The organism is Streptomyces sp. AM25 (assembly GCF_058146165.1).
In genome coordinates, this window is record NZ_JBKIWN010000133.1 from 1 (window position 1) to 26,138 (window position 26,138).

Here is a 26,138-nt window from a genome sequence, read left to right on the forward strand (position 1 = left end):
CACGGGCCAATTACGTGAGCGCCGACACGGCGGTGCTGAACGGCTGGCACGGATAGCCGCCCAGCAACCCGTCCACCGGTTCGACGTCGCCCCAGTCGAGGCTGGTGATGTCGCCCAGGTTTGGTGTGTCGGGGTAGTGGTGGGCGAGGATCCGGGCGGGGCCCGGGTCGGGGTCGGCGACCCAGGCGAGGGTGCCGCCGGCTACGTGCTGCACGGCCATGTCAAGGCCGCCATAGCCGGAGCACAGGGAGCCGATCCGTAACGCCGGGGGATCGTGGACGCCGGTGGGACGGGTGGCGGTGGCCGTACTCACGTGGTCCGCGGGACCTTCAGCGCATTCCACTGCCGCGGGCCGGGCCAGCCGTCGCAGAACTCGGCGGCATCGCCCAGCTTGTGCTGCCAGCGCCGGAAACTCTCACGGTCGACGCTGGTCCACCGCGGCCCCGGTCCCTCGGCGTAGGCGGAGCAGCCCTCTTCAACCAGGCGGCGGCCCATGGCCGTGACGATCGGGGAGTTGGGCGCCTTGCGGAAGAAGTCAGCGCCGGGGAAGGGCTCGTAACCGGTGGGCGTCTGCGGCTGGTCCGGCGTGCGGCCCAGGCGGCGGTCAATGCGCTCGCGCATACCGTCCATGGCGAAGCCGACCGGGTCGATCTTGGTGTTCGTCCACTCCTTGTGCCCGATGACCGAACCGGCGCCCCAGCCATGTGCACGGCAGAGCGCGGCCGAAACCCGCTCGATCGCCTCCAGCTGGGCAGCGGGCCACGGGTCGTCACCGTCACCGAGGTTGATGCACTCGAAGCCATAGAACCGGGCATTGCCGTCGGTGTCGTTGGCGGTAGGACGGGGCAGTGCGGACTCGCCGACGACGGCCGCCAGGACGTCGCTGTCACCGGTGCCGGCGTGGTTGGCGCGGCCGTTGCCGACAAGGTGCACCACGCCGTCCTTGTCGATCACGCCGTGGCACAGCGGGCCGGGGAGTTCGTCGTATCCGTCGTAGCAGAGTTCGACGGAGGAGGCGGTGCCGGAGGTGACGGTGTGGTGGACGATCACGCCGTTGACGGGGCCCCAGGCGCCCTTGTGGTTGCGGTTGTGCTCGCGCCAGTCGTCAACTTCGACTACCTGGACGCCTTCGGCGCGCAGGGCGGCGACGAAGCGGTCTGCGGAGAGGGGAGTTGCCATGCTGATGTCTCCAAAATTGGGTGAACGCCTCTGGTGTGAGGCATGGGTGGTGTGCGGGCCGGGGTATCAGAGTTGGCCGTCGGCGACGGAGTACAGGCCGGAGAGGTAGACCTGATCACCGCGCCGGAAGGGCAGGCTCTCGGCGTTCCAGTCGCCTGCCGAGTCGGTGTTCTGCTGGATGTACATCCCGGTTCGGGCCCCGCTGGATATGGCGAGCTTGCAGCCGGTCATGTTCGGCGTCCGGGACTGGTCGGCATTCCAGCGCAGGCCATCGATGAACTGCCGGGCGGTCGCGCCGGCGGTGAACGGCAAGGTCGGGTTGATGCTCAGGTTCCGGGCAAGGGTGAAGTCGCTGCCCGCGGTCAGGGACAGCTCGACGTAGACGAGGTTGGCCCCGGCGATCCGGTAAGAGCCGGTCACGCTGCTGAACTCCACGATGTTGCAGGTGGGCTGGAACGGCGTCATGGTGGCGGCCGTGTCGGCGATCGTGCGCCAGCTGGCATCGGGGCCGGCGGTGTCGTCGATGGTGGCGTGCAGGCGCAGGCGCTCGCTGTCGGCCTCGTAGAGGAGCTGTCCGGAGTAGCCGGGAACGGGACGGGAGCTGCTGCGGGAGAGACTGATGCCCCACCCGGTGTACAGGCGGTCGTCGGTGACGTCCGCGGGGGTGATGGCGCCGGTCTGGGGGCGCACGGTGATGCGGGCGAGGGGGATGTCCCAGACACCGTTCTCGCCCTGGGCGAGGGCGGGTGGCTGGGGCTGGGCTGCGGGGGTGCCTTGCAGGTAGGCCAGGGCGATGCGCTGGCCGGGGCGGTCGAGGCGGATGGTGATGCGGTCGAGGCGGGTCTGTGTGCCGGTGTTCGGTGCGATGGCCACGTGGCTGGTGGTGTCGCTGTAGTAGTGGAACCCCTGGATCGTGGCGTGCCCCGGGCGCAGGTTGACGGTCATGTCCTGGCCGGTGACCGAGGCGGACAAGGGCAACCCGTCGTCGCCCTTGCGGACGGTGCGGATGCCGTCGGTCTGCCAGAGGGAGGTCAGCTGTGACCACTGTTCGGAGGTGACGGTGGTGCCGCGTCCGGAGTCGAAGGGGAAATAGTGCTCCACGTGGCTCCTGGTGCTGTGGGGGTCAGTGTCGGGTGTCGAGGTGGTGGATGGCCTGCCACAGGCGCCGTACCTGCGTGTAGAGGGCGGGGGCCGCGGTGGCGGTAGCGGTGCCCACGGTGGCCTGCACGCTGCTGGTCTCGGTGGTGTCGGTGATGTGGACCTCGCGCACGGGATAGGCGAGGTCAGTGCCCGTGGTGGTGGTGACGGTGACGATGTCGCCGGTGCGGTAGTCGCGCCCGTACTGGCACTGCTCGGTATCGATCGGCGCCAACGACAGCTCAGCTTGCTGCCCGCCTTGTTGCAGAGCGTTGAGGGCGGAGGTGTGCAGGGCCTTGAACTGCTGGTCGCTGTCGTCGCACGCGGCGGGGATGGGGGTGTCGCGCTGGTCGACGAAGGTCTCCGCGGCCCGGGACCAGTCGGCTTCGGCGTCGGGGGTGGTCCATTGCCAGAAGAACCGGTCCGCGCCCTGGCCCTGGGCGGCGACGATGGCGCGCGTGGTGCGGGGCGCGGTGAGCTGGTACGAGTACGAGGCCAGGTTGCCGAGGTCGGGAGAAAACCGCACCAGGCCCCGCAGGTCCCGTGTGGTGCCGATCTGGAGGACCAGGCGCGGGGTGGCCGGGTCGCTCTGGCAGATGCGCACGGCCAGGCCGGATGTGCCGGCGAGCTTCTGGACCGCCGACAGAAGCGTGTCGAAGCGCAGTTGCACGCTGGTCTTCTCGCCCAGTCCGGTCCAGGGCCCGCTGTCCAGGCCCGGCACCCTCCGGGAAGGCAGAGCGGTTTCGCCGGCGTTGGCGCAGACGAGTTCCTTGATGATGTCGCCGGCCGCGGAGGTGTCCGAGGTCCAGTAGTCGGTGGGGTAGCGGCCGTTGCCGGTGTCGGGAGCATGGGCCGGGTCGGGGAAGGCCAGGCGGCTGGCCATGATCGTGTTGTCGCAGACGCCGGAGAAGACGAGGGTGCCGTCGCCGGCTGTGCCCGACCATTCGTGCCGGACACCGGTGACCGGCCCGGTCAGCACGGGCTCATCGGCGCCCTCGGACCAGATCAGAACCCCGTGCCCGGTGGTGAAGAGCCCGGCATGGGGATGACCGGCGGGCAGAGTGAGGGTCCAGGTGCTGACGTCGAGGTGGCGGACGATGACGTCTAGGGCGGTGTAGGAGTCGATTTGTCCGATGCGGCGCAAGCCGGCGTCGCGGACGTCGATGCGGTAGCGCCGCAAGGGTGTTCAGGCTCCGAGGTGTCGTGGCTGATAGGTGAGGGTGACCGCGGAGTCCTCCGAGGCACCTGCCGCCGTGAGGGCAATGGTGTTGTCTCCGGGGACGAGCGGCCACAGCGTGGCCGGGCCGCTGACGCAAGGCCACAGGTTCTCGCCGCGGCTGCCGTCAGGAGACTCGGACTCCAGATAGATGGCCTTGATGCCGGGGCGGGTGTCGATCACCACCGTGCGGGCGGCCGGGATGCCGTAGTCCAGGACCAGCTGTTGCCCGGTGGTGAGGTTCTTCAGCCGGACCGGCACGACGGGCTGGCCGGTGTCCTGGTAGCCCAGCGGCCCCGTGATCCGCCACACCGGCCACGCGTCCACGTCAGAGGTGACATGGACGGGCAGTCCCTCGTCTCCGATCACGCTGGGGGTGATCCGCAGCGGGAAGAACCCGGTCATGTGCGGCTCCTGGCCGGGAGCGTCGGTGACGCGGGACAGGGTGAGCTGGTCGACGTCGAGGGCGGCGCCGTCGGCATGGATGACCGGACGCACCGAGACCGTGCCGTCCGGCATGGTTCCAGGACGGGCCTGCGACGGGCGGCCATCATCGTCACCCTCACCGGCTCCGGGCGCGGACCATCCCCGGACGTAGCCGGTGAACTCTGTCCAGTCGGGGCTGTCGTCCAAGGGCCGGTGGTCCGCGGTGATCAGGCGGTCGCCGCCGGGTACGGGGGCGCCGCCGGCGTCCACCCCCACAAGACCGACAGAGAACGTCGCCGCTCCCCCGCCGGTCAGCGCCTGCCCGTGCCGCACGCGCGCGGTGAGGCGGTACAGGCTCGTCCCGTCGTAGGGCACTGCGGCCCCTTCGCTGCGGGTGCCCGCGGCAAAGCGGGTGTAGATGCCGGTGGTGGCGTCTGGGTCGGTGCGGGTGAGGCCCGGGGGGCTCCAGGCGCCGGGGTTGTCCATGGTGTCGGACAGCAGCGGTGCCCAGGAACCGGCGGGGTAGGACAGGAAGTGCGGGGCGCCGTGCACCCGGAACGTGGAGGTGCGGTCGGCGCCGTACCAGTACGGATCCGGGGCGGTGAGCTGGATCCCGTACTTGATGAAGGTCAGGCCGGCGGCGTCAGTGCCCTCGTCGCCCTCCATTCCGCCGGTGTAGTGCACGTGCAGGGTGCGGGCTGTGCCGTCGGCCTCGGCCACCCGCAGCGTGCAGGGGCCACGGCCCAGGGCGGCGGCCAAGCGCCGTTTCATCGCCACCAGCTCCGGCCGGCGCGGCGCCCACAGCAGCAGAGGCAGCGTGATCCGCCGGGAAGCGGCACGCCGCTTGACCAGCCACCCTCCGTCCATGCCCGCGTACTCCGTCACCACCGTATCCACCGGTGGTGCGTCCAGGCCGGTGGGCCCCGGGAGGATGGCGATACACGCCCCCTGCTGTGAGAGATCCGCAGTCAGCAGGAACTCTTCACCGCTGTCGGCGGTGAGCGTGACCCGGGGCGGGGCGTCGGCCGCTGCACGCTCAGGCTCGGGCAGCAGACCGGTGCAGACAACAGCAGATGGGGAATTCAGCGTGGCCAAGACGGGCACGCACCAACCTCCTCTCCGCTCGGGCGTATTCAGGCCTGACTGCCTGCACAGGCTCCCCGGTTACTGGTACGCCTTGGCACCTTCTGCAGGCAGATCGAACAGATCAACCGTGTCTGTCCACCACTCCAGTTCGTCGCCTGCCCACTGCTTCAGTGCGTCCCGGAGCTCCTGAACGAGCAGTCCGCTTGCCTCGCAACTTTCTTTATCGTGCCTTTCCATCCGAACAACCGCACGGTCAAGTGTGTCCTTGGCGAGGAAGCAAGCTTCGTCAGGGCTGTTCATTTCGTGAAAGAACCTCGCGAGGTCCAGGGCAACACGCAGCCTGGCAGGATGATCAGACGCCAGCTCAGCCCTGGCGATGTAGGAGGCCTCGTTGTACGCCCTCAACGCCGAAGCATCCTCCCCCCTTTCCTTCCGCGCATTTCCCTGCCGACGCAGTGACTCAACCTTCTGCTCACTGGTGATGACAATCTCAAACTCCTCGGCCCACACACTAGCTTCCATAGCATCCGCCCGTCACACACAGCCCTCATTCCCGCAAGAGGATGCCTTATATCCGGCCCCACAAGGAGATCCGACGTCATTGTCGAAGCAATTCGCCTATATGAGTGACCGGCTGGCTCCCTACATACCTTTTAGACCTCAGCAGCCTGTACAGCCTCGTTTCGACACGAGTGTTGCCGAAGGCTCTGCCTTACGCCAATCCAACTGGGCCGTCCCCTGTCCGTGGTCTGGCCGTGCAGCACCGTGGCGCGCGCCGTTGTCAGGTGTAGAGGGCGTCGGCGAATCGCAGTGCGGATACGATCTGTTGCTCGCTGGGGATACCCGGGGCGGCGTGCAGGTGAATCACCGGCGCGCTTCCCTGCGTTTCCCCGTTCTGCGGGCCCGCGTTGGCCCCCTTGGACTGGGCGATCATGTCCCACTGTGCCGGGGTGAATACGGGCTCGGGCTTGCCCAGTCCGTTGTAGACCAGGGACAGCCCCGGCGGCAGGTAGCCGCCCGAGTCGTATCCGCCCGGCCGGTCCATCGCGGACAGTGAACCGTATCTGTGGATCGCGTAGTTGAGTCCGGAATAGATGTTGGCGAGCGGGTCGATAGAGGTGCCGTACAGGAAAGGACCGGTGCCCCGGAAAGGCCCTGCGTAGGCGTCGAAGGTCGGCCCGATCACCTGCATCAAGCCGACACTTGGCGTGCCGGTCTGCCAGTTGACATCCCAGGTGTTGACGATGGCGGGGTTGCCGCCGGATTCGTCGTTCATGCGGCGCAGGACGGTGTCCAGCCATGAGGCGGGCTGGCCGAGCATGGACAGGGCTGTCAGAACCTGCGGGGTCCACCGGGTTACCCCGGCGCCGCCGGTGTCACCTCCTATCCGGGGGCTTCCTCCTGCCGACAGGAATCCCTGTACGAAGTCAACGACCGTGTCTTTCAGGCCCGTTACCGGGGCCGTGAAGACGCTTTGGATCATCTGCGACCACTTGGTGCTGTCCATGGTGTCGAGGTCGCCGAGGACGGGCTTGAGGAGCTTGTCCATGGCTTCGCCGGGGTGGGCGAGCATGTCGGCCGCGCCGGAGACGCCGCGCCAGGCTTTCAGGGCTTTGTCGCTGCCCCAGTCCCATGCCTTGCCTGCGGCGTCGCGTCCCCAGTCGAGGGCGGAGCCGAGGACGCCGCCGCGGGCGAGTATCTGCGTGCCGGCGGCCTGGAGCAGGCCCAGCGCCCGCGCGCGGTACTTCGGATCGGTGGGGATCACGAACTCCGGCCAGCGTGGATTGCCCTCGCCCACGATCGCGGTGGGGCGGTTGAACACCCCCGGCTTTACGGGGAGGGGGCCGCCGGATTCCAGGAGCGGGAGTTTCTCCATCTTCAGCTTGTCGCCGATTCCGGGAATCCAGTCCGTGAGCCGGTTCCAGATGTCCAGAACGCCTTCGTTCCAGACGCTGCCGATCACAAAATTGACCGGCCCCTTCGTCGCGTCCTGGATGGCGTGCCACGCGATGGCAATCGCGTCCTTGGCGTTGGCGAACGCGTGGCCCACCAGGCCGATTCCGGAGCGCAGTGAGTCAAAGGCGGGTTTGATCGCGTTGTTCCAGCCCCCTTCGATGGTGCTGCCCACGGACCGCCACACGGGCTTGACTACGTCGTAGTAGAGCCACTCGACGCCGGGCCCGAGGTTGTTCTTGAAGAATGCCACGAACGCGGTGACGGCCGGGCGGATGACGCCTTCCCATGCCGCCGCGATTGCGGCCCCGATAAGGAGGAACACAGGCCGCACGATCGCGTCGAACAGCCACGTGATCACCGGTGCGAGAACGTTCTTGGTGAACGCCCAGAAGGCTTGCAGGGTCGGCCAGATGACCGACGTCCACACGGTGGCGATGACCTGGCCGATGAACTGGAAGACGGGCTGGACGACGTCCTGGCCGAAGTCCACGATGATCGGCCACAGCGTGTTCTTGATGAACGACCAGAACGCGCCGAGGACGGGTTGGAGGACATCGCGCCAGACCGTCTGGACAACGAGCCCGATGGCCGTGAAAGCCGGTTCGACGGCGTTGTGCCACAGCCACATCACGGCCGGCACGACGGCCGACATGATGAAGTCGGCAAGCCACATCAGGGCGGGCCGGAGGCAGGTGTCCCACGTCAACTGGACAGCGGTTGCGATCCAGTTGAGGAAGGGTTCGGCCGCGTTGTGCCAGAGCCAGAGGAACGCGGGTACGACCTGCGTCATGATGACGCTGGCGATCCATCCGAAGACCGGCTGCAGGACGGCTGTCCAGACGAACAGCGTGGCCGTTTTGATCGCGTCCCAGCAGGTGGTGACCGCGTCGCGGAACCAGCCGAAGCGCTGGTACGCGTAGTACAGGCCGATGGCGAGGGCGACGACGGCGGCGATCACCAGGGCGATCACGTCGGCCGTCCAGCCGATCGGGGTTGCCTGGATCAGCACCGCCAGGGCGCCGGTTGCGGCGTTGACCAGCCATTCGGCCAGGGCGACGGCGCGCAGGCCGAGGCTGATGCTGATCAGCGCGACACCGATGGCCTCCAGCACCCCGGGCGGCACGGCCGCGACGAGGTGGGCCAGTTCGCTGACGACCGGCAGCGTCACGTGGGAGATCGGCGCGAGCGCCGTGGCCACGGTGCCGATGGCGGCGGCGATGTTGCCCAAGAGCTCGGCGACCGCGGGCCCGTTCGCGCGGATCCGTGCCAGGAACGCGGCGAACGCGGGACTGTCGCGCAGGCTGGTGCCCCAGTCGGCGAATCGTTTCGCTCCGCGTACCAGCGAGTCGGTGAACGCCTCGGTGTGCGGAAGGGCGGCGTCGAAGGCGCCCGCAATGCCCTTGGTCATGTACCCGGCGGCGGTACCGACGCCGAGGATCGCCGGCCGGACAGCGGTGGTCAGGTCGTCGCGGAAGCGGTGCCAGAACGGCGTCCGCATATCGCGGGACGTGGCGTCCCACAACTCCCGCGCACCCGCCGCCGCGCTCCGGACCAGGGGCGTGAAAGCCGGCAGGGCGGCCCGCGCACCGTCAAGGGCGCGGGTGAACAGCGGCATGACCTCGGGCTGGACCTCGCGGGACCAGTCCTTGAACGCCTCCTTCAACGCGATGAACGCGGTCAACGTGTCGCGGGCGGAGGGCGTGAGGTCATCCAGTGCCCGCTGGTACTTCAGCGCCGCCGCCTGCGCGGCCGTCGCCGACTGCGCCGCCTGGCGCTGCGCGTCAGCAACGCGGCGCTGTGCGGCGGCGATCTGCTCGGCCGCCTGCTGCTGGGCCTTGCCCACCGCCCGCACGGCATCGGCCACCCGGTGCTGAGCGTCGGCGACTGTGCGGGCCTGGTCGCTGACGCGCTGCTGGGCCTGGGTGAGCGAGTCGTGTGCCCGGCGTACCTGCTCGCTCCCCTCCACCCCCGCGGTGTTGGCCGTGCGGACGTCGGAGGCGAGACGGCGGTGGGCAAGCCGCTGCTCTTTCAGGCGCTGGAGGGCCTGGTCGTAGTCGAGCTGGGCGCGCTCGCGCTCCAGCTGGCTGGCACCGGGGTCCGCCTGGGTCTTGGCGAGATCCTCCCGCGCCTGGGTCAGGCGCAGGACGGCGGCACGCTCCGACAGGGCAGCATCCGCAAGCCGGTTGCCCAGGTCTTCGAGCTGGCGGGCGGCGTCCGCGCGCGCGGCAGTCAGCGCCTCCTGGGCACGCCGGGCGTCGTCCTGCGCGCGGGCGAGCTGTTCCTCGGCCCGCACGACACCTTCCTCGGCGGCGGTCACCTGGCGGCGGGCCGCCTCCACCTGCTCCGCGCCCTGACGCTGTGCTGCCGCCAGCGACCGGACGGCGTCTTCCTGCTGCCGGGCACGCTGTGCTGCCTGCGCGGCGGCGGCTGCGCCGTTGTCGGTCGCGGCGGTGGCGGCGTCCTCGGCCGCCTCCTTGGCCTGGAGTGCCTGGACGATGCCGCTCAGCGCGGGGGCCGCGGCGGCGGCCAGGAGGCCGAAGCCGCCGGCTGCCGCGAGGGTGGCGGCGGCCAGTCCCCCGACCTGCGCGGCCAGGACCTCCACCGCCGGGACAGCGGCCAGGGCGGCGAGTGCGGCGGCCAGGGCCAGGGTGCCCATCAGGGCGGGGCGGGTGTTGATGTCGATGGTCTTGCCGTCGAGGGCGTCGGCCTGGGCGCGGACGGCGGCCAGGGCGGCGGACGCCGCGGCGGCATCCACCCGCACGTCGATATCCGCGTCGGTGGCGGCCAGGGCGGACAGGCGCGCCTGCACCATTTCGATCTGCGCCAGCGCCGCGGCGGCGTCGACGTCGATGCCCACCCGGGCCTCGGCGAGCGTGGCGAGCTGCGCGCGCAGGACCGCAAGTTCCGCCCGCGCCGGCGTGGTGTCGGCGCTGATGTTGATCTCGGGCAGTGCCGCCTGTGCCGCCTGCACCTGCGCCCGCAGGCGGGCCCCGAAGGATCCGTCTGTCTCCAGGCGGACGCGGCCCGGTTCGGCCGTGATCCGGTCGATCTCCTCGCGGACGGCGGCGAGCTGGGCGCGGGCGGCTGCGGTGTCGGCCCGCACGGTGACGTTGGGGTGGGCGGCGCCGAGCCGGGTCAGCTCGGCCTCGATCTCCTCGGCTTCCGCGCGCGCTGCGGCGGCGTCGAGGTCGATGCCGATCGTCTTGCCCGCCAGTGCCTCCATGCGCACCCGCAGGGCCTGCAGGTCGGCATCGGCTTCAGTGGTGTCCGCGCCGACGGTGATGCGGGGAAGGGTGCGGAAAGCGGCTTCGAGGCGGGCCCGCACGGTGCGGGCGAACGCGCCGCCGGTCTCCTCACCCGCTCGCGCGGCACTGCCCCGGGCGGCACGGCCGCCGGCACGGACAGCACCAGGGATCGCGTCCCAGATGGCCGGGGACAAGGCGGAGGCAATCGCGCGGCCGAGGCTGGCGCCGATGCGGGCGCCGTCGTCCGCATGGCCGCGCATCGCCTCCGCGAACGCCCGCCCAGCGATCCGCCCGGCTTCCTCACCGGCCTGCCGGGAAGGCTGAGCGAGGTCGGCGGCCAACTGGCCGCGGAACCCGCGGACATTGGGGACGACCTTGACCTCAACCGAGCCGATCAGCGTGCCCACCGGCGGCCCCCTTTCTCTCCGGGGGCCGGCCGTCAGAGGCGGGCCGCAGTACTTACGCCTGCTCAGCAGGTGCGGGACCGTGCATGATCTTCCACAGGGCCTCGGCCGCCGCACCGCTCATCCGCCCCCGCGCGGGCTTCCCGGGGGTGCGGTGGATACCGGGACGGGCCACGGGCTCCGGCGGCGTGATCTTCTTGCGGGCCGTGCTGTCGGTGTTCGCCATCACGTAGCAGTGGGACAACTGGCGCACAGCGTCGATCAGCTGGGCAAGGAGTATGTCTGCTTGCGACCACCGGCCTGTTGCCGGATCACTGTGCGCGGCCTGCTCGTCCAGGGCCCCGGACGGGGCCGTGTTGCGCAGAGCGGTCATGACCGCCGACTCCGGCGGCAGGTGCTCCACCATCACCCGCACCTGCCGCCAGGACAGACGGCCACGGTGCAGATCAAGGACGTCCACGCGGTAGTAGCGGTGCAGGTCCGCTTCTACCGCCTCACCGTGCTCCGCGAGGAGGTGATGCGTCCAGAGGACTTTCCCAGCGCCTCACCGCCTGCTTCGGCCACTGCCCGCACCCACGCACCGATCTCGTCCTGCGTCGGGTCCGCCTCGTACCAGACGGCCACGTCGTCCGGGTACAGCACGCCTTCGGCGAAGGCGTCGAGGTCGCCGGAGTTCAGGGCACGCAGGTGGGAGGCGCGCCACCGCTGCGCGGGCAGCACGCGGACCGCGCGGCCGGCCAGGTCGACGTGCACGTAGCCGTCGGCGGCGTCGGTCTCCTGCCCGGCCGTACCCGGCGCCGCGGCGTCGTTCGTACCGCTGCCGGTGGCCGGGCTGTTGTCGAGGGGGGTTTCCATGGTCTCAGACATGAGGCTTCAACTTCCTTACAGGCAAAGAGAGGTCAGGCAGTTCGGGGGTCAGGCGGCGGGGGTGAAATCCGACTTCACCGGGTGCTCTGGTCGGACGGCTTCGGCGGGGGGAATCGGCACGGTGAAGGCGTGGTAGACCGTGATGTTCGAGGAGTCGGGATAGGCGGTGATGGTGACGTCGTAACCGGCCAGTTCCTCGCTCTTGTACGTGACGTCGGAGCGGTCGGTCACCTCACCGGCGGGGACGTAGAAGCCCTCCATCGTGTCGCCGTCGACGGTCAGGAAGTAGAACGAGCGCCGGTCCGGCTTGGGGGTCGCGGACTCGGCGAAACGGGAGACACCGTCCTTGTCCGGGGCCAGGTCAGCCACCGGAACGCGGAACACCAGGGATTTCACTACGGGGTTGTTGGTCTCCCACAGCGTCATCCCGAATGTCCGCACGCTCTTGGTGATCTGGGTACGGAAAGCGGAGGTCACTCCCCAGGGGCTGAAGTCCTTGTGGTCCTCGTCGATGCCGAATTTGAGGCCGTCGTCGGAGATAGCGCCGAGCCCGGTCCACGGGGAGGGCGGTGTTCCCAGCCCAGAGGGGCTCGGGGTGCCGACCGGGGCGACCCATGCGCCGCCGGTCGCACCGACCATGGTCAGGTCGGCAGAGCGCGTGATCTGAAGCAAGAGTGTTCCTTCGCAGGTTCGAAAGGGCCGGGCCAACAGCCCGAGAAACAAAGGGGGGGGATGAGATGAGGAGGGGGTGTTCAGCGGGTGTGCAGGCGCACGGCGTAGGTGGCTCCGATGCGCACTACGGTGGTTGACCACGGGCGCACGGCCGGCGCCGCCATGGTCGAGCAGGCGGTGACCACCACCGCGCCGGCGGCGGAGGTGATGCTTGTGCCGGGCATGGTCTGAAGGAGCAGGGCCCGGACGCGGGCGGCCAGGGCGGCGGTCTCGGGCCGGGTGGCGGCGAAGGTGTCGACTTCGACCACGGCGGTGTCGAGGCGGAAGCCGTCGTCCGTGCCACCGCTGCGGTACAGCCGCACCATCGGCAGGGCGCCTTCGAGGTCGGCGGGGGTATCCGTGCTCACCCGGACTCCGCCGAGGAGGCCGGGCAGCCATGCGACCAGGGCGGCTTCGGCGTCCGGCCACGGCCCGTTCACTGCTGGCGCCGCACTGCGGCCCGCCACAGCGTGTGGTGGGCGGACGTGTCGCCGGTGCCGTACTCCACGGCCAGGGCGTGCCGGGCGGTGTTGGCGACCACGGCTCCGGTGCGGTCTTTCTTCGCGCCCGTCCGGCGCTGTCCCCACACCTCGAAGGAGTCACGGTAGACGCCCGTCTCCACCGGAGCGGTTGCGCGGGCGCGCTCCGCGATCACCTCCCCCGCCCGCACCATGGCGGCGGCGACCATGGCCGTGTTCAGCATCGCGCGGACGCCCTTGCGGGAAACCCGCACCTTCACCCCGTCGCCCACCGGGCATCTCCTTTCATCCGCCCACAGGGGGCGGGGGTCAGCCGGTGGTCCGGCGGGCGGTCAGATGGACACCGACGCGGCGGCCGGTGAACGGGGAGCGGTACACGGCAGGCACCCCGTGCACCTCGAATACCTCTCCCCGGATCCGCAGGCGATCGGTGGGGCGCACGTCGGTCCTTGGGGGGAGGTAGACGTTCAGGGATGCGGTGACGGTGTCCCGCCCGCCGGTCACCTCGTCACTTCCCCCGGGGCTGACAGGGGCGATCACGCACCCGTGGACCGGGTGTTCCTGGGCGGGGGCGGGGAGGTCGTTGCCGTAGATGTCGCGGCCCCGGGTGCCGGCGCGCAGTACCGTGACCGTCTCCCCGAAGGGGAAGCCGTTCACGGCGCCTCCGGGAAGAGGAGGAAGGCGGTGCCGGGCGTCACGTGCACGTCACCGTGGAACGCGCCTGCTGCGGGCCCTGCCCCGGCCGGGGTGGGGTCAACGCTGAACGCTCCTCCCCTGCCCGCCATGAGCTTCAGCGACCGGCGCTCGTCACGTGTCAGGTACAAGCCCGCCTGCGCTGCTGGCCGTTGAATGCTGTAGGGGCCCACTGTCTCGGATGCCAGGCCCTGGGGGTTGGCATACGCCCTTGCGGCAATGGACAGGGCGACCGCGCCGGCGACCGCGGGCAACGGGTCCACCACCGCCCGGCACAACGCCTCAGCCTGCGCGATGACGAGAACAGCTCTTGCCTGCCCGACGTCCTGGCCGAGAAAGTCGGCGAGTTGCCCCGGGTCAATGAGGGCCACCGTTCACCCCCTGCCACGCAATCAGCCCGGCGTGCCAGGGGGTTGGTGTGCGGTCTGACCGTTCGGTCACGCGGCCTTGACGAAGTCGCTCTGCTTCGGGTCCTTGGGCGCGATCGCGGGCGAGGTGTACGTGACGAACGCATCCTTGTCGCCCACTGCGAAGCCGTAGTGGGCCTCGGCGAGGAGGAGGACCAGGTTCTCCTGGAAGGCGGAATGAATGTGGCCGTCGGAGTCGACGTAGGTGCCCACGTCGGTGGACTTGATGGTGATGTCCATGCCGACGCCGTAGACACACTGGTCGAAGTCGCCGGCGACGGCGCGCAGGCCGGTATCGGTGGTGATGGCCTGGCGGTTGAGCCGTCCGCCGACGCCCCGGTTGTAGGCGATCGGGTAGCCGACGAGGGAGCCGCGGGTGACGGTGCCCTGTCCGGCCGGGTCCGGCACGAAAATCGGCCTGCCGGTGGTGTCGGTGGCCAGCATCATTTCCGGCTTCAGAAGGGGGTCCGCGACGAATCCCGTCGTGTCGTACCCGGCGGTCGCGACCTGCTTCAGGCCGCTGACCACGTCCGCGTAGATACCGCCCTTGGCCTGCGTGGCGGTGCCGAGCGCCACAGTATTGGGGGTGGCGGCAAGGCAGTCCTCGAAGGGACCGCGGGCGCCGGTGAGGGTCTTGCCGTGGATGGCCGCATAGTCGAAAGCGCGGCCCAGCGCGGTAGGCAGGTCACGCTGCAGCTGGGTGAAGAGGCCGGCGGGGTTGTTCATGAAAACTTCGGCGGAGACCGGGAGGAGGACGGCCACCTTCTTGCCCCGCATGGTGCGCACGGACAGGGACGAGGCGCCCAGCGGCTTGGTGCCCGCTTCGTCGACCCAGTCGGCCAGGGGGACGTCACCGGATACCGGGATGGCGGTCTCGGCGGTCATCGACAGCGGGACGCGGCGCGCGAGCTGCATCACCGCCGACGACTCCACCGCCCTGTCGAAGATCGGACCCGTGAGCTGCGGGGGCAGCAGGGTGGAGGGAACAGCGGTGGACTTTATCGGGGTGATCGCAGAAATGGCGCTGATTCCTTAAGTGGTGCGGGGGAAGGCGGTGTTCAGCAGAGCAGGGGATGTCAGCGGTGCAGGGTGTTGCGGACGATCGCCGCGAACGTCTGCGCCGGGTCCCCGGCCGCCAGGTGGGCGGTGGCGCCCTGTGAGGGGTCGGGCATCATCAGCGGCTCGCCGGCCGGGGCCGGACCGGGGGCGGGGGCGAAGGTCGTCAAGAGGTCGTCGGCGTCGGCTTCGAGCTCCTCACGGGTGACGCCCACCAGGCGCACGGCCTGCCGCGGGGACAGGCCCTTGGCGTGAGCGACGTGGACACGCACCAATTCAGAGCGCGACTGCTCCGCCGCTCGCTCCGCCGCCTCCGCCCGTTCCATGAGCTTCTGGACCTCGGACTTCTCCGCTTCGCGAAGCTCGTGCAGCTCGGCGGCGGCAGGCTCCAGCTCGGCCACCCGCGCAAGATGGGCGGCCAGTTCAGTACTCAGGCGTTCGATCTCTGTGCGCGCCGCCGCAGGGTCCTCCCACACCCCAGCCGTCTCGGGCGGCGGGGCGGAACCCTCAGGCGAAGGAAACGTCTCAACAGATGACATAGAGGGCACCTCTGGGCAAAAAAGGGGCCCCGCCGGGGAACACGGCGGGACCAGGACGATGGTCAAGAGAAATCAGGGGGACGGTACGGTCAAGCGACCGTCGTGGTGCGGTACTTGGCGTCGAAGGCGCGGCGGTATGCGGTCAGCTTCTCGGTTCCGTAGACGCCGTGGGATGCCTCGTAGTACAGGTCTTCCCACTCCTCCAGCTGCGGCTGTGGTTCGGATCGCACGCCGCGGAAGGCGGGTTCGGCGTGGCAGTGGCAGCGGTCGTGATACGGCTCGCCGTCCTCGCGCCGGGCGGCCGTGCGCCGGTCGGCGTAGACGAGACCGTTGAAGGCCAGCATCGCGCAGAACGCGCAGCAGCCTGCGGTGACGACCCGCCGCCAGCCGATCGCCGCCGCATCGGCGCGCGCGGCCTTCTCGATGGTGCGCCGTCCAGCCCGCGCGGCAAGCAGCTGCACCCGCGCCAGGTCCCGTTCGGCCTGTACCGTCTCCCACCGCTCCAGTGCCGTGCAGTCGTCCTCGTCGTCCGGCGGACGGCGGGAGGCTGAGGCGCGCACGGTGCGGCGGGAAGCGGTGATCTGGCCGACCGGCGGGGGCCCGGCCACGGGGACCTCGAAGGTGCCCGCTGCACCGGCGGCCTTGCGTGCGTCGGTGTAGTAGTCGGCGGCCAGTTCGGCGGAGGCTGCGCCGTATCGGTGGATCAGGCGCACGACCGTCGCCGACCACGCCCGCTCACGCTCAGCGCCCGGCGGTGCGGAGCGGTAGCGCTCGCGCGCCGCGCGGTAGTCGGTCGCGAGTACGCGGCTGAGTGCTTCTTGCCGTCGCCGGTGGGCGTCGGCCAGGGCCCGCAGGATCTTCATGCGGCCTGCCCGAAGGTGTCGGGGGTGAGGGTGTCGGCGAGCTGGTCGAGGGCGGCGCGGCCGGCGGAGCGGCGGCGTTCGGTGGCGATCCGCTCGCGCTGGGCGCGGTCGACTCCGGCCCGCTCCAGTGTCACGTCCGACTCGGCCGGGAGCACACCTGCTGAGACCAGCTTGACCGTGGCATCGGCCTGCGCGGCGACCGTCGGGGTTGCCGGATCGCGCCAGAGCATCTCGACGCGCGGCACCGGCACGGGGGCTCCGCCGAGTTGGAGGGCCAGGCGCATCGCGCGTGACCAGGCGCCCGCGAAGCTGCGCTGACGGCGTTCGGCCTTCTTGATCAGCCGCGCTTCGGACGACCTGATGGCCTCGGCGGAGGCCGGGTTGTCGGTGGTGTAGCCGAGCATGTGGGCAGGCACCCCGGCCACCCCGGACATCAGGCGTGCGTACATGTCGACGATCCGCCCGTAGACCGCCGGGTCGTAGGCGGGGAACTGGCCCACGGTCGGGACCTGGCCGTCCTCGTCGCGCTCCAGCGCCAGGTAGCGGCCCGTGTAGGTCTCCCACGCGCCGCGCGGCGAGCCGTCCGGGCCCTGGAAAGCGCCCTCGGCGGCGCCGAGGATGTAGCGCTGGGGTGCGCCGAAGAACTCGCGGGCGACTTCGCCGCCCAGCAGGGTGCGGCACGCGCCGTCGGTCAGGGCCCGCACCTCCGGCGTGATCTCCGAGGCTCCCCGCCGGTCGCGTGTGCGGGGCCGGTTGGCCAGGCGGACCACGGGGACGGCGCCCAGGCGGTGCGGGCGGCGCTCCAGCACCGACCAGCCGGTGCCCGTGCCCTCCAGGTCAATGGTTTGGTCGGGCAGGTAGAGGGTGGCGATGCGCTGGGCGCCGGCGGTGATCTGCCGCAGCGCCGCCCGCACGGTGCGGGTGCGCACGTCGTAGTCGATGGTCATGTGCTGCGGCGCCTCCACCGACACCAGCGGCACCCCGTCGTCCCCCACGCCGACGACGAGGTACGCGCGGCCGTACACCAGGGCGTCGGTGTGGGCCAGCGTCGCTTCCTCGAACAGGTCGTTGTGGGCCCACACGGCGGCCAGCTCACTGTCCGCGGCAGGGTCGTCCGGGCAGCGCACCCCGTCGATGTCCAGGCGCTCGTCCAGGGTGTCGACGATGATGCGCGGCCAGCCCGTCACCGTGCGGATCCGCTGGAGCGCCGGCGGCACCGCGATGCCGAGATTGGCGACATGGGACAGGCCGGTGAAGTAGGCGTCCAGCGAGGCGAATTCCGCCTCGTCCTGTGCCACCAGGGCCGACAGGCGCGCGAGCGTCTCCAGCTCCAGGGCGGACAGGGACAGCGTGGGCAGGGCAGGGGCAGACACCGGGGGTGGTTCTCCTCGATCTTGTCTCAGCCGAGGACGACCACACGCCCCGAACCGCGCGCCCGTCGGCGCGATGCGAACTTGTGGGAATTGAGGACCAGGCGGCGCAGCATCCGCGCACCGACCATGCACACCGCAAGGTCCACCTTCCGGGAGGACTCACGGTGTTCCTTGCCGATGGTCACGCCCCAGGCGTTGACCCGGCGGCGGGCGTTGCCGACGTGCGTGCGCATGATCCGGTGCCCGTCGTGCGTCAGCACGCGTTCCAGGATGTCGGCGCGGGTACGCATCACCGCCTCGGTGAACACCTGCTGGCGTTTGGGATCGCCCATGTCCCACTCGACGGCATGACGGCGCAGCCCGGAGGGGACCGCGTGAACCAGCAGCCGGCTGCCGTAACGATTCGCCCACTCGTCGATATACCGATCCCAGTACCGGTTCCCCCGGCTGGGGTCACTGGCCACGCCGGGGTCAGCGGCGCCTCCGGCGCCCGGGTCGGTACCGGTGCCGGGGTCGGCGAAGAACGCCCGCACCCGGTACCGGCTGAACGTACGCTCCACCACCGCATCCACCTCGCCCCGCGGGACCGTCCACCCCGTGGTGCGGGGCGGGCGCTGCCACACCCCCAGAGCGGCCACATGGCCGTCGGAAATGCGGCAGGCAGCAAGGCCGGTGGCATCGTCGGAAGTCGAGCCGTCGAAAAAGACAACGATCTCGTCCCCGTCGGTGAAGACGAGGTCCGGACGGGCGCAGGCATCCCACTCGTAGCGCGCCATCCACGCGTCCTCGCTCGCGGTGACCTGGTTGTACCAGAACCGGCGGGAGCGGGACGGGGGGTTGCGGACGTCGAGGATGGAGGCCACGATCCGGTCGACGTCCAGCCAGTGCGCATCCCCGCGCACCGCCCGGATCACCGCCGGCGCCCACGCAGCGTTCAGCTTCGCTTCCGGCGGCGCCTCCAGCGAGTCGTACAACAGCCCTGTGTCCGCCGCGCGTCCGGCCTGAATGTCCTCCCACGCCTCACGCGTGCGCTCGGCCACCGAGTCCTGCCCGGGTTCGAACGCGTTGGTGATCGCGAGGGTCCGGGCGCTGCCGTCAGCGCTCTTGGTCGCGTTGCGCTCAATCACGGCGGCCATGTCGTGCCCGCCAGTCGAACTCGTCCAGTGATGCGTTTCGTTGAGGATGGTTGCCGTGGTCCGCCCGCCCTCCAACGCTGCCGGGGAGGAGGTCACCGCCTCGATCCGCGCCGCACCCTTACGGGCATAGATGATCGTCTTGCCCAGCTCAATGCCGTACTCCTCAATCGCCCTCTTCGTGAACAGCGAGGGGAAGAGCGTCATGAGGTTGCGGTTCTGGTCAAAGCTGACGGCCGCGCACTGCACCCAGGCGGCCGGATGCGGAGCACCGATGGGGTGGCCGGCCAGTTCCCCAGCCGTGAACGTCTTCCCCGTGGGACGACAAGGACCAACAAACTCAATAGCCGCGATTGCGGCTGCAGTCGGGTCTTTCCCCCACCCTTTGAGGCGCTGGAGGACCGAGTCCCGGTAGAGGAAACGGTGCTGCTCGTCCAGGGCCATGTAGTGGAGCAGGAAGCGGAACTGCTCGCCGGTGAACATCCACGGTGTGCCGTCGGGGTGCTGGAGGTACTCCGACGCCCACCAGGCCGCATGCCAGGCGAGCGAGCGTGGCGGCACCACGAACGAACCGTCCTCGTTGCGCTGCCAGGACGGCCCCAGCGTCACCGGAACCACCCGCTCAGGCGGCTCCTCCTCCGCCGGGGCACAAGGGGTGCTCACGGTGCACCCCCTTGACGTGCGGGCCTACCCGCTCAGCGCCTTGCGGTAGTTCTCCAGCGCGGTCACCCCTGCCGGCACGCTCTCCTCAACAGGTCCGCACTCCAGTTCCACGCGCACCCGGCGGCGGGCACCTTCCGTGGTCAGCAGGTCCGTCATGGCGGAGCACACGGCAGCGAACAACTGGGCGGAGAACCGGCCGGCGTTCAGGTTGCGGCTCATGGCCTCAGCGACGTACCGGGCCACGGCGACGTCGGACGGCTCGTAGAAGCGCGACTGCCCCGAGAGGGACAGAGAGGCGTACCAGTCGGCGGCGACAGGGTGCCAGTCCGCTTCCGGTTCGGGCCAGTTCACCGGATCGGAACCGGAAGGGGCGCGGACAAGGGCGGGGCCGTCGTCGTCCTTGTTACGGCGCCGTCGCTCGGTGGAACGTTTGGGCACAGGGCCTCGGGTCCCCACGGGCATCACCCCTTCCTGCAAGCTGTGGACCCCGGCGGGTCGTGCCGCCGACCGCCCGGCGGGCACTCCCCAACTGGGGTGTGGTTACCTGTCGTCGGTACGGCCCGCGCGGGGCGCGCTGCCTCACGTCGACTCACATCACCCGCAGTAACCACGGATGCAAAGCAGCACGGACAGCGCCGATCTCAAAGTGTCCGGGCAAGGATCACGGGCCTGGAAACCCGTACACAGGGGAAGCTGCTAGGCGCATCGCCCGGGATCCAAACCGGGGAGAGGGGACACCCCCCAGGGGGTGACCCACACCACATCACTCACCGTGACGACATCCGGCCCGGGTGAGGCTCCTCCGGACGCCGCCGGCCCGGCCTCCCAGCCCGGCCGGCCGCCCCCTCCGCCGCACTCTTCTGGGCATGGCAGGGGTAGCAGACCCCTTGCAGGGCGCTATCACGGTGGTCGTCGGTCATGGCCCTGATGTGATCCACCTGGGTCGACGGGCGGACGCCGCAGATACGGCACACCGGATCACGGGCCAGAATGCGGGACCGGATCGCGGCCCAGTTCGTCGGGAGCCGGGCCCCCCGGTTGCTCGTATGCCAGGGCAAGGCCGTCACCTCCGGGCATGGATGACGGCGTGGAGTTGGTGCCCGCCCCCGGATTCGAACCGGGAACCACCTCGTACCAGTTGGGCCAGGCGGGCAGAAGGGGGGCCGCACGAAGCTTGCAACCCCGTTCGGCGCACCCCGCCTAAGTCAGGCGGGGATATTGGTTACTGATGGGCGGTGCGGCCCCCTGGCGGCCCCGCCCGGAGTCGAACCGGCATGGCCTCACCGGCCGGTGAGGCGACTCCCTGTGAGCTGCGGGGCCGTGCCCCCGCCGGGCGGGCGGCGGGCAGTGTCAGGTGGCGATGGCCGCAGTTGCCTTGCGCGGGTCGCCCTTGACAAAGGTCAGCACGTATTGGTGGTGTCGGCCCATTTTCCGGGAGACGCGCCACTGGACGCCGAGCCGCATGGGGACGGTGCCAAGGGGGTTAAGGAGGACGGCGTCGTTGTAGAGGCGGGCACCGGCCGCCTCGTGGGCGGCGATCGTCAGCGGCACCAGGCCACGCAACATGCCTGTACTGCTGCGTACTTCACCGACAACCCACGTGGCGAACCTGTCTGGAGCCAGGCAGCGCACCGTCTCCGTGACGATCTCCCGGTACACCTGCTCGAACCGGCGCCATCGCATCGCGGACAGGTCCGCCGGATGATCGCTGTAGCGCTCCAGGCTGTGGTACGGAGGGCAGGTGAACACGTAGTCGTAGGTATTGCCTGGGAGTTGGGGAAGTTCCTCTGCGCTGTCGCCGAGGATCCAGCGGGGCTCAGCGGCCAGGAGATCACGTTCCCGCCATGCGGCGGCGGTCTCCTCGTTGGCGTCGACCTGGGGCGGTGACAGGTCGATGCCGGTGTACGGGTGGCCGTTGTTGGCGGCGACCAGGCCGCGCACGGATCCGCCGGCGAACGGGTCGAGGACGGTACCGCCGTCGGGACAGTACCAGCGATAGGACACCTCGGCGAGGACGGGGTCGAAGGTGGACAGGCCCCCGCTGATCGCGGCCGTCTTCTGGCCGACGGGATCGCTGCCCGTGCCGTAGGTGCTCACGTGTTCGCGTCCGCGCCGGCTGTGCAGGCCCAGGTCTTCCCAGGACTGGCGGCGGGTGCGCCAGGGGCCGAGGTCGGTGCGCAGGACGGAGAAGGGACGTATGCCGTGCACCGCGTCCGCCGCGGGGCGGGCAATGGTCTGGGCGTGGTGGGTCATGCGGTCGAACGCTCCCGGTCGGCAAGGTAGGTGCGGACTTCTCGCAGGTCTACGCAGGCGCGGCCGGCACTGTCGTACCCGCGGTGCTGAACGTGGCCGCGCCGGATCCACTGGCGGATGGCGGCCGGGGTGACGCCGACGTACCGGGCGGCGGCGACGGTGTCGCAGATGATCGGTGGTGGTGTCGAGGACACGTGCGTCTGCCTCCGTCCCGGTACGCCGAAGACCCCGCCGGCGGGGGGAGCCAACGGGGCCTTCGTGTGATCACTTTCCCCGGTATGCGGGCATACGGGGGGCGCTGCAATCGAGTGTGACACGTGTGTCCAGAAACCCCAAACGCCTCCAGACACGGGCGTCGTGGGAGTCGGCCGGGTCAGGCGGCGTCGGCGAAGGCGGCACTCAGGTCAAGGGCGTCCCAGGTGGTACGGCACCACGAGCAGGTAACCGTGGTGGAGCCGGGGACGTAGCGCAAGGTTGCACCGCAGGAGTTCTGGCAGTCGTCCTCGGCGGGTGCCGGGCAGTACCCGATGCGGCGGGCGCGCGTGGCCGGGTCGAGCAGTCCGCCCACGGTGCGGTGCGCTTCACTGACCTCGGCGGCGAACTCCGCCACGGCGGGGTGCCGTTCGACGGCCCACGGCGTATTCGTGCGAAGAGCACTGGCCGCTTCGCTGAGCGGGTCCTTGCGGTACGTCGGCGCTTCCCAGGCCAGTTGCTCGTGCCAGTCGTGGAGCCAGCTGTCGAGCGTGACCGTTACGGCGGTGATGACGTCGAGCACGCCGAGGTTGACCGGCGCAGGCGCCTCGGCGCGGCTGCCTGCGCGGTACGCCGACGCGTCGGTGCGCGTGCCCGGCATGAGGAGGCCATGGAGGTCCTGGACCATGGCGGGGAGTTGGGCAAGTTGCTCAGAGAGTCGCCGTTCGCACGGCCGGCAGGCGTAGCGGTGGCGCTCGTCGGACCAGAGTTCGCGGGTGCAGATGCTGCACACGGGGCGCTCCGCCGCCGGTTCCGGCTGCTTGCCGGGATCGGTTCGGCGGTCGTGGGCGTCGAGGCGGTCGTAGAGTGCGTCGAGTGCGTCGTCGGTGATGCTGCTGGCGGTGTGGCGGGTCACGCTGCGGCCTCGGTGGGGTCGGTACGGCGGGTGCCGAATCGTCGGGTGGTGGGGCGGTAGCCGTGTTCCTCCTCGGTGCGGCCTCCCCAGATGCCCCACTCCTGGTGTTCGCGTGCCCAGTCGCCGCAGGAGGTACGGACAGTGCAGCGGAAGCACAAAGCCTTGGCGGCGGCCGTGCGTTCGATCTGGTCTTTCTGGCGCTCCAGCCGGTCTTCGGGCGGGAAGAAAAGGTCCGGGACGTCCGTGCAGGGAAGCTGCGCTTCGTCGCTGCGAGGCACGTAGGGGGGCGGGGTGATCGTGATGGGGAGAGGCACGGTGCTTTCCTCGGTGGAGTCTGGACACGGTGGATCAGACGTGCGGACGGTCGGCGTGCTGTGCGGCGGTCTGCGGAGTTGCAGACGGCTCCCGCGGGACCTGGGCCCGGGACAGGGCGGAAAGGCCGCGAGGCGCGCTGTTGAGGCCGTTGGCGGACATGAGTTCGGCGAGGGGCCTGTGGCGGGTGGTGGGGTCGGCGGCGCGGATGCGCTGGGCGCGGACGGCAGCGAGATAGGCGGTGATGTCGTCGGGGTCGGCGTCGGGAATCTCCGGCGACTGCCCGGGGCCGTGGATGTGGCGGGAGCGGCTGGCACGCATCTGGCGCACCTTTGCCGTGATCTCACCGACGGCCACGAATGCTGCGCCTCTGTCCACGAGGGCGACCACTGCGGCGCGGGCGTCCACGAGGTTGTAGGGGGCCAGGACGTCGTGCCAGGCGTCGGGGGTGTACTCGTCGAAGCGTTGTCCGGGGCAGATGGCGCGGACGTAGCGGGTGAGGGCAACCGTTTCTTCCGGGGTCACGCGGTCAGTGCTCTCTCTTGGTCGTCTGCGGGGATCCCGGCGGCTGAACGGGACCGGGCACGCTCCAGCGCGCGGGCGAACATGTCGTCGCTGGCCTGCTGCTGCCGTTCAACAGCGCGGCCGGCAACGGGCGCGGCCGGAGCGTCGGCGGGGACGTCCGGGAGGGCGTCCCACACACGGATCAGGTAGCGGATGGTGCGGGGCGGGTCGCTGGGGTTCCAGGCACGGCAGGCGGCATCCACGAGATGCGCTGCGGGCATGCGCTCCAGATGGCGGCGCAGGGCGTCCCGGTCGCCGCTGTCGGTCCGCCAGCCGACAACGCAGCCGGCAGCCGTGAGCAGCCCGGCGAGCGGCCGGGCGAACTCCGGAACACCCACCGCTCCCACCGCCCCTGGGGCGGTCGCGGGAGCTGCGCTGCGCCGTGGGGGGTGAAGGGGGGACGGTTCTATCCCGTCAGGGATAGAACCGGGTACGGGACGGGTACGGGACGGGGCGCCGTTAGTCACGGGGTGACTCACGGCGTTACTAACGCCGTGAGTAACGGCGTTACGCGCGCGGTCCTCCGGCGGCTCGGGAACGGTGGCCTCGGCGAGCCTCTTGTGTCGAAACCGCTTCTGACGTGCGGCGTTACGCTCGCGGTCCGCGCGGACGTGCTCGGCGCTGGGCTGGTAGTCGTGAAAGTCGTGCAGCACCCAGCCGTCTTCAACACGGTCCCACAACCCGGCGTCTTCAAGCTGCCGTGCTGTCGCCGTCATGCCGCGCACGTGCGCCACAAGACGCAACTCGCGGTCGCTGATGCGTCCGTCCGTCAAGTTCGCCGCGCACCAGCACAGGGCGGAGACGTGCAGGCGGAACGCGCGATCCGACAGCGTCGCCACCTTGCGATGCGTAGGGAAATGGTCGTCCAGGCGGACCCAGGGCACGGGATTCTTCTCTCTGGTCTCGTGGGTGGTCAGCGAAGTTACGTCGGGCCGGTGCCGGCGCTCACGCGGCGTCCGCCTCCGTGTGCAGGACGGTGAGCCGGTAGACGGCGATGCGGTGGCCGTGGGTGTCCGGCGACGTGCTCGGCGTGGTCCGGCCGGTGTTGGTGATCGCCCGGGAGGCGGCCAGTCCGCGGACAGCGGCGCCAAGGAGTCCGTGGGGCAGGTCCGGGAGGCGGTCGCGGAAGTCGTTGGCGGAGAACTCTTTGGCGGTCAGTGCGTGGTCGAGGATGAGCGCCTGGACCAGGGCGAGCTGGTCCCGGTCAGCTGCGCCCCTGATGCGCTCCAGCAATCGGTTCGCGCTGCGCTCAGCGCGGAATTCGTGCACGGTGCCCATCACGCGGCCTCAGCTTCCTGACCGGCGTCGGCAGCAGGCGGGTTCCCCGTCCGGACGCTTTCGAGGAAGCGGGCAGCGCGCTCCCGGAGGTCCGCTACCTCGTCCTCGTCCCGAGTAATCGTGTACTCCCGGTAGTCCTGACCGCCGATCAGAACAGCGACGTGGGCTGTGTCCAGGCCGAGGGTGTCAAGCTGCCACATGACCTGGCACCGGTAGGCGGCGGGCACCTGATCCGTCCCGGCTTCCCCCCATCCGTCGCCGTGGCGGCTGGTCTTGATCTCCAGCAGAGCCGCCGGGCCACCGTCCGCCGACGTGACGATCCGGTCCGGGGTGGCACGCTGCCAGTCCCGGGCCCGGTTCGCCCACGTGCCAGTCGGCTGCACGAGAAGATCGGAATGGGCATCCGCGAAAGCGTCAGCCACGATGACTTCGAGACGAAGTCCCCACTCCATCGCGGCAGTTGCCACCATGCCATCGACCGGCACGCCAGTCTTTTCGCGCCAGAGGGACAGCGGAGAGCGCCAGCGCGACAGGCCGACGATCACGGGAATCTCGGTCGCCGTGACGACCAGGCCGGACCGCGCGGCGTCCCACTCCGGCGTGCCGGGAGAGAGGAAGCCAAGGAAACGCGCAGCAGGTACAGAGGGCGCGGGCATAGGCCACCGGCGTTGCAGCAGCGGCCAGGAAAGGTGGAGAGCCATGTGATTCTTTCGGACATGCCCGGGAACCGCGCGTCATGAGCGCGGCGCGGCCAGGCGAAGTGGAACGTCTCAGACAGCCGTCATGCCAGTCCGCCCTGACAGCCACCACGAGCCGACGGGCGCACAAGAAGAACGGACGGACGGTTTTTCCGATCGATACCCCGGTGGCGGTGAATGGCACGCGCCGACCTTGCGGCAAGGGGTGCACCGATCCGGCGGTGACCCCGCCGGGCGATTAGTTCGAGGGCAGCGTCGTGCAGCCGGTGACGAGCCGGCGGGGATAAGCCTGCGAGGAACTCATGACAGAATCACTCCTTCAACAGGGTTGGGCACTGCCCGCCCCTGTAGGTATGCGGTGGCAGGGCCGACATGGCCCACCACTGTTCTGAAGTGCCGAGCCGCGAAGGTTCCTACGCCCGCGAGCGGTTCGACACGCTTCTTCGGGAGGCAGCGTCTCCCAGCCGGCCGCCTGTCCGGGGGTTGCAGCCC

Annotated in this window: 28 protein-coding genes and 1 tRNA gene; all 29 read right to left on the bottom strand. The window is 70.1% G+C overall.

Annotated features, from left to right (window positions below; translation table 11 throughout):
- Positions 1–10: 10 nt before the first annotated feature.
- Complete coding sequence (locus tag ACLHRZ_RS37270; protein ID WP_490423016.1) at positions 11–313, bottom strand: DNA cytosine methyltransferase; 303 nt, start codon at positions 311–313, stop codon at positions 11–13.
- Complete coding sequence (locus ACLHRZ_RS37275; protein ID WP_490423017.1) at positions 310–1,179, bottom strand: peptidoglycan-binding protein; 870 nt, start codon at positions 1,177–1,179, stop codon at positions 310–312. Before ACLHRZ_RS37275 ends, ACLHRZ_RS37270 begins: the two co-directional genes overlap by 4 nt.
- A 66-nt stretch (positions 1,180–1,245) precedes the next feature.
- Positions 1,246–2,280 (bottom strand): hypothetical protein, encoded by a 1,035-nt coding sequence (locus tag ACLHRZ_RS37280; protein ID WP_490423018.1) that lies wholly within the window; start codon positions 2,278–2,280, stop codon positions 1,246–1,248.
- 22 nt (positions 2,281–2,302) lie between these two features.
- Positions 2,303–3,496, bottom strand: a complete 1,194-nt coding sequence (locus ACLHRZ_RS37285; protein ID WP_490423019.1) for a siphovirus ReqiPepy6 Gp37-like family protein — start codon at positions 3,494–3,496, stop codon at positions 2,303–2,305.
- A 6-nt stretch (positions 3,497–3,502) separates the two neighbouring features.
- Positions 3,503–5,062 carry a phage tail family protein gene (locus tag ACLHRZ_RS37290; protein WP_490423020.1) on the bottom strand — a complete coding sequence of 520 codons (1,560 nt, stop codon included), beginning with the start codon at positions 5,060–5,062 and terminating at the stop codon, positions 3,503–3,505.
- Positions 5,063–5,122: 60 nt separating this feature from the next.
- Complete coding sequence (locus ACLHRZ_RS37295) at positions 5,123–5,554, bottom strand: 14-3-3 family protein (protein ID WP_490423021.1); 432 nt, start codon at positions 5,552–5,554, stop codon at positions 5,123–5,125.
- 271 nt (positions 5,555–5,825) lie between these two features.
- Entirely contained in the window at positions 5,826–10,652 is a 4,827-nt protein-coding gene (locus ACLHRZ_RS37300; RefSeq protein ID WP_490423022.1) for a hypothetical protein, read from the bottom strand.
- 52 nt (positions 10,653–10,704) lie between these two features.
- Positions 10,705–11,109, bottom strand: coding sequence for a hypothetical protein (locus ACLHRZ_RS37305; protein WP_490423023.1), 405 nt, complete (start codon positions 11,107–11,109; stop codon positions 10,705–10,707).
- Positions 11,110–11,135: 26 nt separating this feature from the next.
- Positions 11,136–11,516, bottom strand: coding sequence for a hypothetical protein (locus ACLHRZ_RS37310; RefSeq protein WP_490423024.1), 381 nt, complete (start codon positions 11,514–11,516; stop codon positions 11,136–11,138).
- A 48-nt stretch (positions 11,517–11,564) separates the two neighbouring features.
- Positions 11,565–12,188, bottom strand: a complete 624-nt coding sequence (locus tag ACLHRZ_RS37315) for a phage tail tube protein (RefSeq protein WP_490423025.1) — start codon at positions 12,186–12,188, stop codon at positions 11,565–11,567.
- Between the two features lie 80 nt (positions 12,189–12,268).
- Positions 12,269–12,667, bottom strand: a complete 399-nt coding sequence (locus ACLHRZ_RS37320; RefSeq protein ID WP_490423026.1) for a phage tail termination protein — start codon at positions 12,665–12,667, stop codon at positions 12,269–12,271.
- A complete protein-coding gene (locus ACLHRZ_RS37325) occupies positions 12,664–12,978 on the bottom strand; it encodes an HK97 gp10 family phage protein (protein ID WP_490423027.1) in 315 nt (104 codons plus the stop codon). Before ACLHRZ_RS37325 ends, ACLHRZ_RS37320 begins: the two co-directional genes overlap by 4 nt.
- A 37-nt stretch (positions 12,979–13,015) precedes the next feature.
- Complete coding sequence (locus tag ACLHRZ_RS37330) at positions 13,016–13,363, bottom strand: head-tail adaptor protein (protein WP_490423028.1); 348 nt, start codon at positions 13,361–13,363, stop codon at positions 13,016–13,018.
- Positions 13,360–13,770, bottom strand: coding sequence for a hypothetical protein (locus ACLHRZ_RS37335; RefSeq protein WP_490423029.1), 411 nt, complete (start codon positions 13,768–13,770; stop codon positions 13,360–13,362). Before ACLHRZ_RS37335 ends, ACLHRZ_RS37330 begins: the two co-directional genes overlap by 4 nt.
- Positions 13,771–13,836: 66 nt before the next feature.
- On the bottom strand, positions 13,837–14,835 hold the full coding sequence (locus ACLHRZ_RS37340; protein ID WP_490423353.1) for a phage major capsid protein: 999 nt from the start codon (positions 14,833–14,835) through the stop codon (positions 13,837–13,839).
- A 47-nt stretch (positions 14,836–14,882) separates the two neighbouring features.
- Positions 14,883–15,401 (bottom strand): hypothetical protein, encoded by a 519-nt coding sequence (locus ACLHRZ_RS37345; RefSeq protein WP_490423030.1) that lies wholly within the window; start codon positions 15,399–15,401, stop codon positions 14,883–14,885.
- Between the two features lie 89 nt (positions 15,402–15,490).
- On the bottom strand, positions 15,491–16,264 hold the full coding sequence (locus ACLHRZ_RS37350; protein WP_490423031.1) for a VG15 protein: 774 nt from the start codon (positions 16,262–16,264) through the stop codon (positions 15,491–15,493).
- Positions 16,261–17,637 carry a phage portal protein gene (locus ACLHRZ_RS37355; RefSeq protein WP_490423032.1) on the bottom strand — a complete coding sequence of 459 codons (1,377 nt, stop codon included), beginning with the start codon at positions 17,635–17,637 and terminating at the stop codon, positions 16,261–16,263. Before ACLHRZ_RS37355 ends, ACLHRZ_RS37350 begins: the two co-directional genes overlap by 4 nt.
- 26 nt (positions 17,638–17,663) lie before the next feature.
- Positions 17,664–19,433 (bottom strand): terminase, encoded by a 1,770-nt coding sequence (locus ACLHRZ_RS37360; protein ID WP_490423033.1) that lies wholly within the window; start codon positions 19,431–19,433, stop codon positions 17,664–17,666.
- A gap of 24 nt (positions 19,434–19,457) precedes the next feature.
- On the bottom strand, positions 19,458–19,871 hold the full coding sequence (locus tag ACLHRZ_RS37365) for a phage terminase small subunit (RefSeq protein WP_490423034.1): 414 nt from the start codon (positions 19,869–19,871) through the stop codon (positions 19,458–19,460).
- Positions 19,872–20,527: 656 nt separating this feature from the next.
- Positions 20,528–20,586: transfer RNA gene (locus ACLHRZ_RS37370), tRNA-OTHER, on the bottom strand.
- Between the two features lie 197 nt (positions 20,587–20,783).
- Positions 20,784–21,686 carry a class I SAM-dependent methyltransferase gene (locus ACLHRZ_RS37375; protein ID WP_490423035.1) on the bottom strand — a complete coding sequence of 301 codons (903 nt, stop codon included), beginning with the start codon at positions 21,684–21,686 and terminating at the stop codon, positions 20,784–20,786.
- Positions 21,683–21,880 carry a hypothetical protein gene (locus ACLHRZ_RS37380; RefSeq protein ID WP_490423036.1) on the bottom strand — a complete coding sequence of 66 codons (198 nt, stop codon included), beginning with the start codon at positions 21,878–21,880 and terminating at the stop codon, positions 21,683–21,685. Before ACLHRZ_RS37380 ends, ACLHRZ_RS37375 begins: the two co-directional genes overlap by 4 nt.
- Positions 21,881–22,059: 179 nt before the next feature.
- Positions 22,060–22,794 carry a zinc finger domain-containing protein gene (locus tag ACLHRZ_RS37385; RefSeq protein WP_490423037.1) on the bottom strand — a complete coding sequence of 245 codons (735 nt, stop codon included), beginning with the start codon at positions 22,792–22,794 and terminating at the stop codon, positions 22,060–22,062.
- The gene (locus ACLHRZ_RS37390; protein WP_490423038.1) at positions 22,791–23,108 is read right to left on the bottom strand and encodes a WhiB family transcriptional regulator; all 318 of its coding nucleotides are present in this window, start codon (positions 23,106–23,108) and stop codon (positions 22,791–22,793) included. Before ACLHRZ_RS37390 ends, ACLHRZ_RS37385 begins: the two co-directional genes overlap by 4 nt.
- Before the next feature lie 34 nt (positions 23,109–23,142).
- Positions 23,143–23,631 carry a hypothetical protein gene (locus tag ACLHRZ_RS37395; RefSeq protein WP_490423039.1) on the bottom strand — a complete coding sequence of 163 codons (489 nt, stop codon included), beginning with the start codon at positions 23,629–23,631 and terminating at the stop codon, positions 23,143–23,145.
- Positions 23,628–24,008: a hypothetical protein gene (locus ACLHRZ_RS37400; RefSeq protein WP_490423040.1), complete on the bottom strand. Its 381-nt coding sequence runs from the start codon at positions 24,006–24,008 to the stop codon at positions 23,628–23,630. The genes ACLHRZ_RS37395 and ACLHRZ_RS37400 overlap by 4 nt, the downstream gene beginning before the upstream one ends.
- 607 nt (positions 24,009–24,615) lie before the next feature.
- Positions 24,616–24,951, bottom strand: coding sequence for a hypothetical protein (locus ACLHRZ_RS37405; protein ID WP_490423041.1), 336 nt, complete (start codon positions 24,949–24,951; stop codon positions 24,616–24,618).
- Entirely contained in the window at positions 24,948–25,649 is a 702-nt protein-coding gene (locus ACLHRZ_RS37410; RefSeq protein WP_490423042.1) for a YqaJ viral recombinase family nuclease, read from the bottom strand. The genes ACLHRZ_RS37405 and ACLHRZ_RS37410 overlap by 4 nt, the downstream gene beginning before the upstream one ends.
- Between the last annotated feature and the right edge of the window lie 489 nt (positions 25,650–26,138).